This window comes from Nocardia sp. PLKS1-43 (genome assembly GCF_059510335.1).
Genome location: NZ_JCAJZQ010000004.1, coordinates 19419 through 32112, shown reverse-complemented (window position 1 = coordinate 32112; position 12694 = coordinate 19419). Strand labels below are relative to the sequence as shown.

The window sequence follows — 12694 nt, the reverse complement described above, 5'->3', positions numbered from 1 at the left end:
CGTTCGAGACCCGGGCTTCGCCCATGCGCTTCGAGGGCTGAACGGCGAGCCGGCCGCGAACGGTCGCTCGGGGACTCGCTCCGTGCGGGCCGGGTCGAGAGCGGAAGTTGCGTGGTTGTGTTGTTGCTGTGCTGGTCCCCCACCGGGCTGGGTGGGAACCGGACGAGTTTGCAAATCTCATTATCTGAGACTTAAATATCGTCCTATGAGACAGCATAGCGGTATCGGGGTGCTCGACAAAGCCATGACCGTGCTCTACGCCGTGGCCGAGCAGCCCTGCGGCCTGAACGAGCTGTGCGCGCGGACCGGGCTGCCCCGGGCCACCGCGCACCGGCTGGCCGTCGGCCTGGAAACGCACCGCATGCTGGCCCGCGACGTCAACGGCCTGTGGCAGCCCGGCCCCGCTCTGTCCGAGCTCGCGAGTACAGCGCAGGATCCCATGCTCGACGCCGCGGCCGTCGTGCTGCCCAGGCTCCGCGAGATCACCGGCGAAAGTGTGCAGCTCTACCGGTTGGACGGCCATTCGCGAATCGCGATCGCGGCCCTGGAACCCGCCTCCGGACTGCGCGACACCGTCCCGGTCGGCGCGCGCCTTCCGCTGACCGCCGGATCGGCGGCCAAGGTGCTGCTGGCATGGGCCGATCCGGAACTGCAGCGCAGCGTGCTGGCCGACGCGGTCTTCGGCGAACGCGCCCTGGCCGAGGTGCGCCGGCGCGGCTGGGCGCAGAGCGCGGCCGAGCGGGCAGCGGGGGTGGCCAGCATTTCCGCGCCGGTGCGCGATTCGTCCGGTGCGGTGGTAGCCGCGGTCTCGGTATCCGGACCGATCGACCGGATGGGGCGTCGTCCGGGCGCGCGCTGGGCCGCGGATCTGGTCGCGGCCGCGGATGCACTGCACAAACGCCTGTAGCCGGGCACGGCGCCCGCGCCATGTGACGAAGTCCGTGTGACGCGCACCATACGCCGTAAACTACAGTCGGCCCATGGGAGTGAATCAACGCGCACAGATCGTGATGTCCGACGACGAGATCACCGGATTCCTCGAGCGCAGCCGGATCATCACGCTGGCCACGCTCGACCCGAAGGGCCTGCCGCATCTGACCGCCATGTGGTACGGCCTGGTCGACGGCGAGATCTGGTTCGAGACCAAGGCCAAATCGCAGAAGGCGGTCAACATCCGCCGCGACCCCCGGGTCACGGTGCTGGTCGAGGCCGGCGACAGCTACGACCAGTTGCGCGGAGTGTCGATCGAGGGCCGCGCGGAGATCGTGGACGACGCCGAGGCCCTGTTCAAGGTGGGCGTGAGCGTCTGGGAGCGGTACACCGGGCCGTACACCGAACAGGTGCGCCCGATGGTGGAGGCGATGCTGAACAAGCGCGTCGCCGTGCGACTGGTCCCGGAACGCACCCGCAGCTGGGATCACCGCAAACTCGGCATGCCGGAAATGCCCCCCGGCGGCTCGACCTGGCCCTTGGAGAACTAGACACCCGCGCCGACCAGCCAATTCGAACCCGCCAACCCTCTGACGCAACGAGCGGCACCGGGGTCCGGGGGGCGAGGCCCCTCCGGACGGGGTGTGGGGGCCGTGCCCCCACAAATAGCGCGAAACACAAAACGGCTCATGCTCTCCATGAGCATGAGCCGTCCATTGTGCGTAGCCCCGACGGGATTTGAACCCGCGCTACCGCCTTGAGAGGGCGGCGTCCTAGGCCGCTAGACGACGGGGCCAGGACGAGTGTTCAACCGGATCGAACGACCCGGAGACACTCTGCTGGGGTACCAGGACTCGAACCTAGAATGGCTGAACCAGAATCAGCTGTGTTGCCAATTACACCATACCCCAATGACCTGGACGTTCGACCTCCGTCCCAATGGGATGGAGGCTCGTTTCCGGGCCGGGGAGAAGATTACCAGTCCCCTCCCCGCTTTATACAAATCGCCTGGTCAAACGGGGTCGAACGGGCTCAGATCGCGGTTGCGGCGGCTTGCAGCCGCTGCATGGTCACCTCCCGGCCGAGCAGCTCCAGCGATTCGTACAGCGGCGGGCTGATGTGTGAACCGGTGACCGCCACTCGCACTGGTGCGAACGCCTTACGCGGTTTGAGGCCCAGATCGTCCACCAGAGCGGTTTTCAGCGCCGTTTCGAGTGCGATTGCCGACCAGTCCGAAATGCCCTCCAGCGCGTCGATGGCGGCCCGCAACACCGGTGCGGCGTCGGGCCCGAGATTCTTTTGCGCCGCCGCCTCGTCGACGGTGAACTCCGCGGGCGGCTGGAACAGGAACTTCAACAAGTCCCAGGCATCCCCGAGAACAACGATCCGGGTCTGCACCAAGTCGGCCGCGGCCGAAAAAAGCGCATCGTCCACTTCCGCCCCGATGTGCCCCTGCCCGGTGAGGTAGCTGCGCAGTCGATGAGCGAAATCCGCGGGCTCCAGCAAACGAATGTGCTCGGCGTTCACGGCGTCGGCCTTCTTCTGGTCGAACCGGGCCGGATTCGAATTTACTTTCGATATGTCGAATGCCGCCACCATCTCCTCCATCGAGAAGATGTCCCGGTCCTCACCTATGCCCCACCCGAGCAAAGCCAGGTAATTCAGCAAACCCTCGGGAATGAATCCCCGGTCGCGGTGCACGAACAGATTCGACTCGGGGTCACGTTTGGACAACTTCTTGTTGCCCTGCCCCATCACGAAGGGCAGATGTCCGAACTGCGGAGTGAACTCCGCGACCCCGATTCGGGCCAGCGCCTCGTACAACGCGATCTGCCGCGGGGTGGAGGAGAGAATGTCCTCGCCGCGCAGTACGTGGGTGATCTTCATCAACGCGTCGTCGACGGGATTGACCAGGGTGTACAGCGGTTCGCCGGTACCCCGGGTGATCGCGAAGTCGGGCACCACGCCGGCCCGGATGGTGGTCTCCCCGCGCACCAGATCGTGCCAGACGATGTCCTTGTCCGGCATCCGCAGCCGGATCACCGGACCGCGGCCCTGCGCCTTGAAATCGGCGATCTGCTCGGCGGTCAGGTCCCGGTCGAAGTTGTCGTAACCGAGCTTCGGATCGCGCCCGGCCGCGCGGTGCCGAGCCTCGACTTCCTCTGGGGTGGAGAACGATTCGTACGCTTCGCCCGCCTCCAGCAACCTCCGGACGATGTCCATGTGCAGGTCCCGGCGCAACGACTGCCGGTACGGCGCATAGGGTCCGCCGACCTCCGGACCCTCGTCCCAGGTGAGGCCGAGCCAGCGCAGCGCGTCCAGCAAGGCGTGGTACGACTCGTCGGAATCGCGTGCGGCATCGGTGTCTTCGATGCGGAAGACGAATGTGCCGCCGTGGTGCCGGGCGAAGGCCCAGTTGAACAACGCCGTCCGGATCAGCCCCACGTGCGGCGTACCGGTCGGCGACGGGCAGAAACGGACCCGTACCTCAGTCGTGGGGGATGGTGAGCCGGCGGAGCTTGCGGAGCCGGCAGTGTGGGTAGTCACAAGCCCTACTTTCGATCAACGTTTGGCGGCAACGGGATTGGTGAGGGTGCCGATGCCCTCGACCGTCACCGAGACGGTCTGCCCGTCCCGCATCGGTCCTACACCCTCGGGGGTGCCGGTGAGGATGACATCGCCGGGCAGCAGCGTCATCACGGTGGTCACCCATTCGATCAGCTTCGGAATATCGTGCAGCAGAAGTGATGTCCGGCTGCGCTGGCGGACCTCGCCGTCGAGTTCGGTGACGATCTCCAGATCCGTTGGGTCCAGTTCGGTTTCGATCCAGGGCCCGAGCGGGCAGAAGGTGTCGTAACCCTTGCCGCGGGTCCACTGACCGTCGTGTCGCTGCTGGTCACGCGCGGTGACATCGTTGGCGACGGTATAGCCGAGGATCACCTCACGGGCGCGGGCGGCAGACACGTCCTTGCACGGCCGCCCGATGACGATCGCCAGCTCGCCCTCGTAGTCGACCTGAGAGGAACTGGGCGGCAACACGATTGCCGAGTTCGGCCCGGCGATCGCGGTGTTGGGCTTGAGGAAGATCACCGGATCCTCCGGAGCCTCACCACCCATCTCGCGGGCGTGCGCGGCGTAGTTCTTGCCGACGCACACCACCTTGCTGGCCAGGATCGGCGCGAGCAGGCGGACATCGGCCACCGGCCAACTGCGGCCGGTGAAGGTGGGCGTACCGAACGGATGTTCGGCGATCTCCTTCGCGACACCATCGGAGGTGGTTCCTTCGATGCTCACGAACGCGACCCCATCGGGGCTGGCAACTCGACCTAGACGCATGGCTCGCAGTCTATCCACCAGGTGGTATGGGCCCGACCACCCGGTCTGCACTCCCCGCGGCGGAAGAACCGCCTCGCGTCCGGCCGCGGGCCGGGTGTACGGTGAGCGGGGAGTTCACAGAATAAGATTTCTGTCCCAATATCTGAGATATGAGGTGAGGATATGGTGACCTTGACCCAGCTGAGCACCAACCGGCGGTGGGTCATGCTCGCCCTCGGACTCTTCGCCCAGGCCGCCAGCGCGGTGATGAGCAACGGTGCGCCCTTCCTGCTGCCCGCCCTCACCGAACGCGGAATGCCCTTGGCCACAGCCGGTCTGCTGGTGGCCATGCCGATGGTCGGCATGGTCTGCACACTGATCGCCTGGGGCTACGCGGTGGACCGGTTCGGCGAACGCGCGGTACTGATCATCGGGCCGCTGCTGATGTGCGGGGCGGGCGCGGCCGCGGCCGCCACCACGAATTACCTTGCGCTGGGCGCATTGCTGCTGCTGGCCGGAATCGGCGCGGCGAGCACCAACGGCGCGAGCGGACGGGTGATCGCGGGCTGGTTTCCGCCCGATCAACGCGGACTGGCGATGGGAATCAGGCAGACCGCGCAGCCGCTCGGCGTCGGCATCGCGGCCCTGGCGATCCCGGCAATCGCGGCGGCACACGGGTTTTCCACCGCGATACTGGTTCCCGCGATGATGGCCGGTATCGCCGCGATCGGCTGCGCGCTTTGGATCATCGATCCGCCCCGCCCCGAACGTTCTGTGACACAGATTGTTTCGGACAATCCGTACCGCGGCGATACGACGCTATGGCGCATTCACGCCGTCTCGGTGCTACTGGTTGTCCCACAGGCGACGGTGTGGACATTCGCACTGTTGTGGCTGAATCACGGTGTCGGACTGTCACTTGCGATCGCGGGCGTTCTCGTCACAGTGACGCAGATCTTGGGGGCGGCGGGTCGGATCGGCGCGGGAATCTGGTCCGATCGGCTCGGGAGCCGGTTGCGACCGCTGCGCACTATTGCGATCGCAGCAGTGATTTCGATGGCCGCACTGGCCTTTTCGGCATGGCTGCACTGGTGGTGGGCGGCGCTGCCGATTCTGGTGATCGCGTCGGTCATCACCGTCGCCGACAACGGCCTGTCCTTCACCGCCGTGGCCGAGATCGCCGGCCCGTTCTGGAGCGGCCGCGGCCTCGGCGTCCAGAACACCGGCCAGTACCTCGCCACCGCCGCGGTGGCCCCGGCCTTCGGCGCCCTGATCAGCGCCGCAGGCTTCCCCGCCGCCTATCTCGCCGCCGCGGCTTTCGCCATCGCCGCCGTCCCGCTCGTCCCGCGAGACCGGCGCTAGCCTTCGCGCAACCGCGCGAAGTTCATTCGTTCCACTCGGAATCTCTTCTGCGAGAACAAGATCGAACTAGAGGCCCGAAAGGCCTTGTCCGCCTGTTTTTTCGCGGCCCGGCGACGTTGCCAGGTTGAGGCTACAACCGAAAGACCCCGCGCCCGAAGACATTCGGACACGGGGCCTGGTTGCCGAAACTCAGACCGAGGCGGCGATCCGGTCACCGATCTCGACGGTGGAAGCAGTGCCGGTGCGAGCGGACAGATCCTTGGCGACAGCGGATTCGATGCGGGCGGCCTCGTCGGTCCGGCCGAGATGGTTCAGCAGCAGGGAAACCGAGAGGATCGCGGCCGTGGGGTCGGCCTTGGACTGGCCGGCGATATCGGGGGCACTGCCGTGCACGGGCTCGAACATGCTCGGGTTGACCCCCGAGGCGTCGATATTGCCCGAGGCGGCCAGCCCGATGCCGCCGGAGACCGCGGCGGCCAGATCGGTGATGATGTCGCCGAACAGGTTGTCGGTGACGATCACGTCGAAGCGGCCCGGATCGGTGACCATGTGGATGGTCGCGGCATCGATGTGCTGATAGGCGACCTCGACCTCCGGGAATTCCGCGCCGACCTCGGTCACCGTGCGCTGCCACAGCGAACCGGCGAAGGACAGCACATTGGTCTTGTGCACCAGGGTCAGATGCTTGCGGCGCTGCTGGGCGGCGGCGAAGGCGTACCGCACGACGCGTTCGATGCCGAACCGGGTGTTCGTGCTGACCTCGGTGGCGACCTCGTGCGGGGTGTCCACGCGGATCGCGCCGCCGGTGCCGGTGTACGGCCCCTCGGTGCCCTCGCGCACGACGACGAAATCGATCGCCGGATCGCCCGACAGCGGACTGCGCACGCCCGGGAACAGCCGCGACGGACGCAGATTCACGTGGTGGTCCAGCGCGAACCGGGTGTGCAACAGCAGTCCCCGCTCCAGCAGGCCACTGGGCACCGACGGATCGCCGATCGCACCGAGCAGGATCGCGTCGTGCTGCTTCAGCTCGGGCAGCACCGAATCCGGCAGCACCTCACCGGTCTCGTGGTATCGCTTGGCGCCAAGGTCGTAATGGGTCTTCTCGACACCCGGCACGACCACGTCGAGCACCTTGAGCGCCTCGGCGATGACCTCGGGACCGATACCGTCACCGGGGATAACAGCCAGTTTCATATGACAACGCTCCGTTCGTTCACGCTCGTGGCCCATACCGGATATGTGGCCGAATCAGCCGGTCCGGCCGAGCGGCACGATCCCGGCAAGTGCCGCGGAACCGAGCCGATCGGCCATGCGATCACACGCGCCGATCGCAAGCATCGGCCACCTTATCCGTAGCCCGAATCGGTGCCGTCACCAGGGCGAGCCGCTCTCAATCCGTGAGATCGGGACTCGCGCGCCCGGACGCGCGCCGGACATTCGTTGCACGCCACGGTTCGACACGACGCGATGCTGCGGATCGCAACGTCCAGCCCACCCCAGCGCACGCATCCACCCCCGGACAGTTTGGGACCCGTACGACCGGACGCGCGCCGACACCACCGGACATTCGTTGCACGCCACGGTTCGACACGACGCGATGCTGCGGATCGCAACGTCCAGCCCACCCCAGCGCACGCATCCACCCCCGGACGGTTTGAGACTCGTACGACCGGGCACGCGCCGACACCGCCGGACATTCGTTGTCCGTCATAGTCCGGCACGCACCTAGGAGTGCTCCGATACATCGGGCACCGCAATGTAGCGGCGCGGCCCGGCTCCGCGATGTGCGTTCATCGGGACGCGGCCGGTATGCGAAAAGCACTGTGCGCGAACCGATCCCGTCAGGGAACGGTTCGCGCACGGACTCAGCTCAGGTCGACCTGGATAACCTTGGTCGCGCCGACGGCCTGCGCGATGGCGGCCTGCACGTCGGCGGGGACCTGGGTGTTCACCCGCAGGATCACCGTCGCGCCCTCCTTGTCGACGTCCTGGCTCAGCTGGGCGGCCTGGATGTCGATATCGGCCTCGCCCAGGGCGGTGCCGATCCGGCCGAGCGCGCCGGGCCGGTCCTCGTAGTTCAGCACCGCGAGATTCAGGCCCTCGGCGCGCATGTCGTAGTTGCGGCCGTTGATGTTGACGATCTTCTGCACGAGTTCGGGCTCGGTCAGCGCACCGGAGACGTTCAGGGTGCGGCCGTCGCCGAACACCGCGCGCAGATCCACCACGCTGCGGTGCGAGGGGCTCTCGGTGGCGGTGGTGACGGTCGCCTCGATACCGCGCTCCTTGGCCAGCGACGGGGCGTTGACGAAGGTGACCGGATCCTCGATCAGCGCGGAGAAGATGCCGCGCAGCGCCGAAAGTTCCAGCACCGCAACGTCGTGCGCGCTCAGCTCGCCGCGCGCCTGCACCTCGAGGCTGACCGGCAGCTCGTCGGCCAGCGCACCCAGCAGCGCGCCCTGCTTGCGCACGATCTCCAGCCACGGCGCGACGAACTCGTCCACCGCGCCGCCGGTGACGTTCACCGCACCGGGAACGAATTCGCCTGCGAGAGCGAGCAATACGGACTTGGCCACATCGGTGCCCGCGCGATCCTGCGCCTCGGAGGTGGACGCGCCCAGGTGCGGGGTCACCACGACCTGCGGCAGTTCGAACAGCGGGCTGTCGGTGCAGGGTTCGGTCTCGTAGACGTCGATGCCCGCGCCGCGCACATGACCGGACTTGATCGCGTCGGCGAGGGCGGCCTCGTCGATCAGCCCGCCGCGTGCGGCGTTGACGATGATGACGCCCGGCTTGGTCAGCGCCAGCTTCTGCGCGGACAGCAGGCCCTTGGTCTCGGGGGTCTTGGGCAGGTGCACCGAGATCAGGTCGGCGCGGGCGAGCACCTCGTCCAGCTCGAGCAGTTCGATACCCAGCTGCGCGGCGCGCGCCGGCGAGACGTAGGGGTCGTACGCGACGATCTTGGTTTCGAAGGCGGCCAGCCGCGCCGCGAAAAGCTGACCGATGCGGCCGAGGCCGATCACGCCGACGGTCTTGCCGAAGATCTCGACGCCGTTGAACTTGCTGCGCTTCCAGGTGTGCTCACGCAGGGTGGCGTCGGCCGCGGGGATCTGGCGCGCGGTCGACAGCATCAGGGTGACCGCGTGCTCGGCGGCGGTGTGGATGTTGGAGGTCGGCGCGTTGACGACCATCACGCCGCGCTCGGTGGCCGCGGGCACGTCGACGTTGTCCAGGCCGACACCGGCCCGCGCGACGATCTTCAGCCGCCGGCCGGCGTCGAGGACCTCGGCGTCGACCGTGGTGGCGGAGCGGACCAGCAGTGCGTCGGCCTCGGGCATCGCGGCCAGCAGAGCGGGCCGATCGGGCCCGTCGACCCAGCGCACCTCGACACCGTCGCCGAGCGCATCGACGGTCGACTGGGCGAGCTTGTCGGCGATCAAAACAACGGGACGGCCATTTTGGCTCACTGGAGGCACTCCTGGAAGAGGGGGATCGGCATTTACCGGGGCCAAGCTTAATGGGCTCGTCTGCGCCGGGGAGTGCGGGTGGGCGGATCGGCTCGCGCCCTGCACAGGGGGTGACCTCGGTCTCACCGATTCCGGAACGGGTGCGCCCCTCAGCATCGGACGCGGTCTCGCCTCCACCTCCGCCCGCCCGCCGCATGCACCCGCAGAACGACATGACACGTCCACGAGCGGCAGCCGGAAGCGGCGCAGCACACCACCGCGCGAGCGACATTCCCGGCGACGCCGCCGAAGTGCTGGCCGGGAGCACCCGGAGACAATGGCCTGGCCCCTATCCCGCCTGCGCTCGCTCCTCGTCCAGCCCGCGCATCGCGTACACCCGCTCGAGGAAGTCGCGGTGGGCGCGCAGCGTGGAGTCCAGCAGTTCGCGCCAGGTGCGGCGGTCGATACGGGCATCGCTGTCCAGGGAGGAGAGGGAGGCGGGGCGCAGCCGGTCGATGTGGTCGACGATGAAGGTCAGGCGGCGTCGGGGGAACTGATCGCCGATGCGCGGATTCTCGGTCAGGAAGGTGTCCAGCGCGTAGAGGTAGTTGATCGCGCGGTTGTACTCCTCGTCGGTGAGGTGGTAGTCCATCCGCTTGATCTCCACGATCCACAGCTCGCCGGCGTCGTGCAGCAGCACGAAATCCGGTTCGCGCTTGGGGCTGCCGATCGAGGTGGTCACCAGGGTGGAACCGAATTTCTGTGCGTACCAACGCTCGAAGGCCGCGCGGACGCGGGTGAGCGATTCGTTCATCCCCAGCGGCGTCCATTCCGGTGCGAGCAGCCACGGCGCGCGCTCGATGAGTTCCTGGAAGGGACGTTCGAGCGAGCGGCGATCGTCGATGAGCGCGTGCAGCTTGTCCACCACCGCGACTCGCTCTCCCGCGATCTGCCCCAGGGAGTAGATCTCCGCGACCCGGGCGCGTTCGAACAGCGCCACGACGACGTCCAGGCGCGGATCGGAATCCTCCGCGATCTGCCGCAACGTATCGAGCAGGCTGCGTTGCGGTCCGAGCGACAAGGCCAGGCGCACAATGCTTTCCACGTGCCCGGGGTCCTCCAGCGCGGCACGGTCCTTGTTGGCCACCAGGATTCGCGCCGCCGCGGTCACCGATTCGCGAAACACCTTGTCGCCCGGCGCGATCGCCTCCAGCTTCCGGTAGATGCTGGATCGGTCGACGAACTCCTCCCATACGCGACGCCGGATCGAGCGCTCACCCATCCTGCCGATCTCGGCGATGAGGGCGCGCCCCCACTCCGCCAGCGCCTCCCCGCGGCCGGAGTTCCAGATGATGTCCTGCCGGTCCGAGCGCACCAGATCCTCCTCGTCGTCGAGCCAGTCCACGTGGATGGCCCCGACCAGGTAGGAACGCAGTTTGTACTCGCCGGTGAATCCGGCCGCGATGCCGAAATCCCTTGTCTGCGCGACGATCTTGCCACGCGCGTAGATCCGCACGCCCGCCATCGCCTCGTCCCGGTAGGGATGGCGGGAGTAGGCGATCCAGCCGGTGACCGGCAGATACTGCCGGCCCGCGCGCACCGGGCGCGAGGCCACATCGATCCGCGTCTCCTCCATCACGTCGATGGGCAGATCGCTGAGGATGAAACTCTCCGGCTCCTGCGTCGCGGGCGCGCTGTTGTGCACCTCGACCCGCCAGTCCGGACGCTCGATCCCGAAACGCGCGGCGAGCTGACGATTCAGTTCCGCACCGGAATTGACTCGCTTGCGGAAGAAGTCGCGCAGGACGACGGTCGTGCCGCGCTGCGGGGCGACGGTGCCGTCCAACGGGCCGACCGACGGGTAGTAGTCGCTCTCGGTGTCGTGCACCATATCGTCCAGGTCCAGGATGATATGGGAGACAGGCCATCCGGCCTCGGTGCGATCCCGCTCGCCGCTGCCCGCGCTGATCACCTCGATGGTCCGGCAGATGCCGAATGCGGCCAGTTTCCCGATTCCCTTGCGGCCCATGACCGGTCGGCCGCGCTCCCGCGAAAGATCCGAGCCCGTGCGGATTCTCCGGTCCGAACCGACCATCAGATAGTGCTCGTTGACCTCGTCGGCGGTCATGCCGTGGCCGTTGTCGGTCACGACGATCTCGTAGGGCGTCTCCTGCGCGCCGCGCACGGTGCCCGCGAGGGTCACTCCCCACGGCAACCAGACCGCCACTTCACTGGCGTCGGCGTCGTAGGAATTGGCGATGAGTTCGGCCAGCACCGCCGAAACCCGGTCGTAGAGGCGGATTCCCAGCTTGTCGATGGCCAGCCGGCTGATCCGCATCGTGTACTTGTGGTCGGACCGCACATCTTCTTCCATGGTCGGGCCTTCCGCTGCCCGTGGGCAGCCGCTGTTCAGCCACCACCACTGCCACCATGCTGCGTGGCCCCGTTGACCAGGGGTTGAACGGTAAACGTCCAGGTCGTCACAAGCCGATTCCGGATTCGGCGGCCCAACCGGGGAGAAGACGCGCCCCGGAAACGCGAAAGGCCCCGCACCACAATGGTGCGGAGCCTTGAAGTCAGGTGACTCAGATCACGCGAACGCCCTGGGCCTGCGGACCCTTCTGGCCCTGGCCGATCTCGAACTCCACGCGCTGACCCTCGTCGAGCGACCGGAAGCCGCTACCGGAAACAGCCGAGTAGTGCACGAACACATCCGGACCACCGTCGTCCTGAGCGATGAACCCGAAGCCCTTCTCGCTGTTGAACCACTTCACTACGCCTTGCGCCATTTCATACCTTCTGTAGACGAGCCAGGCCGGCCAACGTCCGCCGAACCCGGTCTCGATGTTCCAGACTGCCATGCCCGGCGGCTTCCGCGCCACTGTGATTTCGCGGAACGAGCGTTTGCGGCCGGTATGCCAGCAGATCCACAGGACCCCGGATGAGCACCTGTAATCATACCGATATAGGAAAATCGGGCGACCGATCCGGTTATTCGCGGTCCCGCGCCACCCGACCGCGCCAGCGAATCGATATAAATGGCGGCCGGTCTCGGACAGTTATTGTTCGAGACCGGCCGCCCAGTCGATTCACTCCGCAGTCGTGCGAGATCAGCCGCCGAAAGACCCGGTCCACAGCGTGTTCAGGATGCCGTGGAACGCGGCGCTGCCGGTGTTGAACAGTCCGTGCACAGCGGCGGAACCGGTGTCGATGATAACGGGGATCATTGACTTCCTTTCATTGTCGTCATCCGGCCGAACCGGCTTTCGACAGGAATATCGAGCACCTTGAAACACTCGTTAGCCAGAATTGCGGAAAGGTGACCCGGGCAACACATTTTCGGAACTGTGTGCCACGACACACACAATCAGTTCTGTACGCTCCGGACGTTCCTGGCTTCCGGCCCGGTCTTGGTATGACGGATTTCGAACACCACCCGCTGTCCCTCGACGAGCGACCGGAAGCCGGTACCTTCCAGCTCGGTGTAGTCGACGAAGACATCGGGCCCGCCGTCGTCCTGACGGATGAACCCGAAACCCTTCTTGGTGTCGAACCACTTGACCGTGCCCAGTGCCATATCACATACCTTCTCGCCGTCGAGCCAGCCGAACCATAGCGAGGCAATCGACGGCAGTCCAGGC

The 12694-nt window shown here is 66.8% G+C and carries 10 protein-coding genes and 2 tRNA genes; 3 read left to right on the top strand and 9 right to left on the bottom strand.

What is annotated here, in order from left to right:
- Window positions 1–205: 205 nt before the first annotated feature.
- Both AC5WS7_RS15645 and AC5WS7_RS15640 read left to right on the top strand, forming a co-directional pair.
- Complete coding sequence (locus tag AC5WS7_RS15645; protein WP_495955231.1) at window positions 206–907, top strand: IclR family transcriptional regulator; 702 nt, start codon at window positions 206–208, stop codon at window positions 905–907.
- 73 nt (window positions 908–980) lie between these two features.
- Window positions 981–1481, top strand: a complete 501-nt coding sequence (locus tag AC5WS7_RS15640) for a pyridoxamine 5'-phosphate oxidase family protein (RefSeq protein ID WP_495955230.1) — start codon at window positions 981–983, stop codon at window positions 1479–1481.
- 172 nt (window positions 1482–1653) lie between these two features.
- Here AC5WS7_RS15640 and AC5WS7_RS15635 read toward each other — a convergent pair.
- The 4 genes from AC5WS7_RS15635 to AC5WS7_RS15620 all read right to left on the bottom strand — a co-directional run bounded on the left by AC5WS7_RS15635 (window position 1654) and on the right by AC5WS7_RS15620 (window position 4266).
- Window positions 1654–1726 (bottom strand) — tRNA-Glu (locus AC5WS7_RS15635).
- Between the two features lie 43 nt (window positions 1727–1769).
- A tRNA-Gln gene (locus AC5WS7_RS15630) sits at window positions 1770–1841 on the bottom strand.
- A gap of 121 nt (window positions 1842–1962) precedes the next feature.
- The gene (gltX, locus tag AC5WS7_RS15625; RefSeq protein ID WP_495955229.1) at window positions 1963–3477 is read right to left on the bottom strand and encodes a glutamate--tRNA ligase; all 1515 of its coding nucleotides are present in this window, start codon (window positions 3475–3477) and stop codon (window positions 1963–1965) included.
- A 15-nt stretch (window positions 3478–3492) separates the two neighbouring features.
- Window positions 3493–4266, bottom strand: coding sequence for a fumarylacetoacetate hydrolase family protein (locus AC5WS7_RS15620; RefSeq protein WP_495955228.1), 774 nt, complete (start codon window positions 4264–4266; stop codon window positions 3493–3495).
- Between the two features lie 162 nt (window positions 4267–4428).
- Here AC5WS7_RS15620 and AC5WS7_RS15615 point away from each other — a divergent pair, with 162 nt between their 5' ends.
- Window positions 4429–5607, top strand: coding sequence for an MFS transporter (locus AC5WS7_RS15615; protein ID WP_495955227.1), 1179 nt, complete (start codon window positions 4429–4431; stop codon window positions 5605–5607).
- 189 nt (window positions 5608–5796) lie between these two features.
- Here AC5WS7_RS15615 and AC5WS7_RS15610 read toward each other — a convergent pair whose 3' ends face one another.
- From AC5WS7_RS15610 to AC5WS7_RS15590, 5 genes are all read right to left on the bottom strand, one after another.
- Window positions 5797–6804 carry a 3-isopropylmalate dehydrogenase gene (locus AC5WS7_RS15610; RefSeq protein ID WP_495955226.1) on the bottom strand — a complete coding sequence of 336 codons (1008 nt, stop codon included), beginning with the start codon at window positions 6802–6804 and terminating at the stop codon, window positions 5797–5799.
- Window positions 6805–7475: 671 nt separating this feature from the next.
- On the bottom strand, window positions 7476–9074 hold the full coding sequence (gene serA / locus AC5WS7_RS15605) for a phosphoglycerate dehydrogenase (RefSeq protein ID WP_495955225.1): 1599 nt from the start codon (window positions 9072–9074) through the stop codon (window positions 7476–7478).
- 328 nt (window positions 9075–9402) lie between these two features.
- On the bottom strand, window positions 9403–11427 hold the full coding sequence (locus tag AC5WS7_RS15600) for an ATP-binding protein (RefSeq protein ID WP_495955224.1): 2025 nt from the start codon (window positions 11425–11427) through the stop codon (window positions 9403–9405).
- A 211-nt stretch (window positions 11428–11638) separates the two neighbouring features.
- Complete coding sequence (locus AC5WS7_RS15595) at window positions 11639–11842, bottom strand: cold-shock protein (RefSeq protein ID WP_040749676.1); 204 nt, start codon at window positions 11840–11842, stop codon at window positions 11639–11641.
- Window positions 11843–12420: 578 nt separating this feature from the next.
- Window positions 12421–12630: a cold-shock protein gene (locus AC5WS7_RS15590; protein WP_067888569.1), complete on the bottom strand. Its 210-nt coding sequence runs from the start codon at window positions 12628–12630 to the stop codon at window positions 12421–12423.
- Window positions 12631–12694: the final 64 nt, after the last annotated feature.

Excerpts from the sequence above, each read along its gene's own strand:
- AC5WS7_RS15640 (WP_495955230.1), top strand. The coding sequence starts at position 981 with ATGGGAGTGAATCAACGCGCACAGATCGTGATGTCCGACGACGAGATC.
- AC5WS7_RS15600 (WP_495955224.1), bottom strand. The coding sequence starts at position 11,427 with ATGGAAGAAGATGTGCGGTCCGACCACAAGTACACGATGCGGATCAGC.
- AC5WS7_RS15615 (WP_495955227.1), top strand. The coding sequence starts at position 4,429 with ATGGTGACCTTGACCCAGCTGAGCACCAACCGGCGGTGGGTCATGCTC.
- AC5WS7_RS15620 (WP_495955228.1), bottom strand. The coding sequence starts at position 4,266 with ATGCGTCTAGGTCGAGTTGCCAGCCCCGATGGGGTCGCGTTCGTGAGC.
- AC5WS7_RS15610 (WP_495955226.1), bottom strand. The coding sequence starts at position 6,804 with ATGAAACTGGCTGTTATCCCCGGTGACGGTATCGGTCCCGAGGTCATC.
- AC5WS7_RS15590 (WP_067888569.1), bottom strand. The coding sequence starts at position 12,630 with ATGGCACTGGGCACGGTCAAGTGGTTCGACACCAAGAAGGGTTTCGGG.
- AC5WS7_RS15595 (WP_040749676.1), bottom strand. The coding sequence starts at position 11,842 with ATGGCGCAAGGCGTAGTGAAGTGGTTCAACAGCGAGAAGGGCTTCGGG.
- AC5WS7_RS15645 (WP_495955231.1), top strand. The coding sequence starts at position 206 with ATGAGACAGCATAGCGGTATCGGGGTGCTCGACAAAGCCATGACCGTG.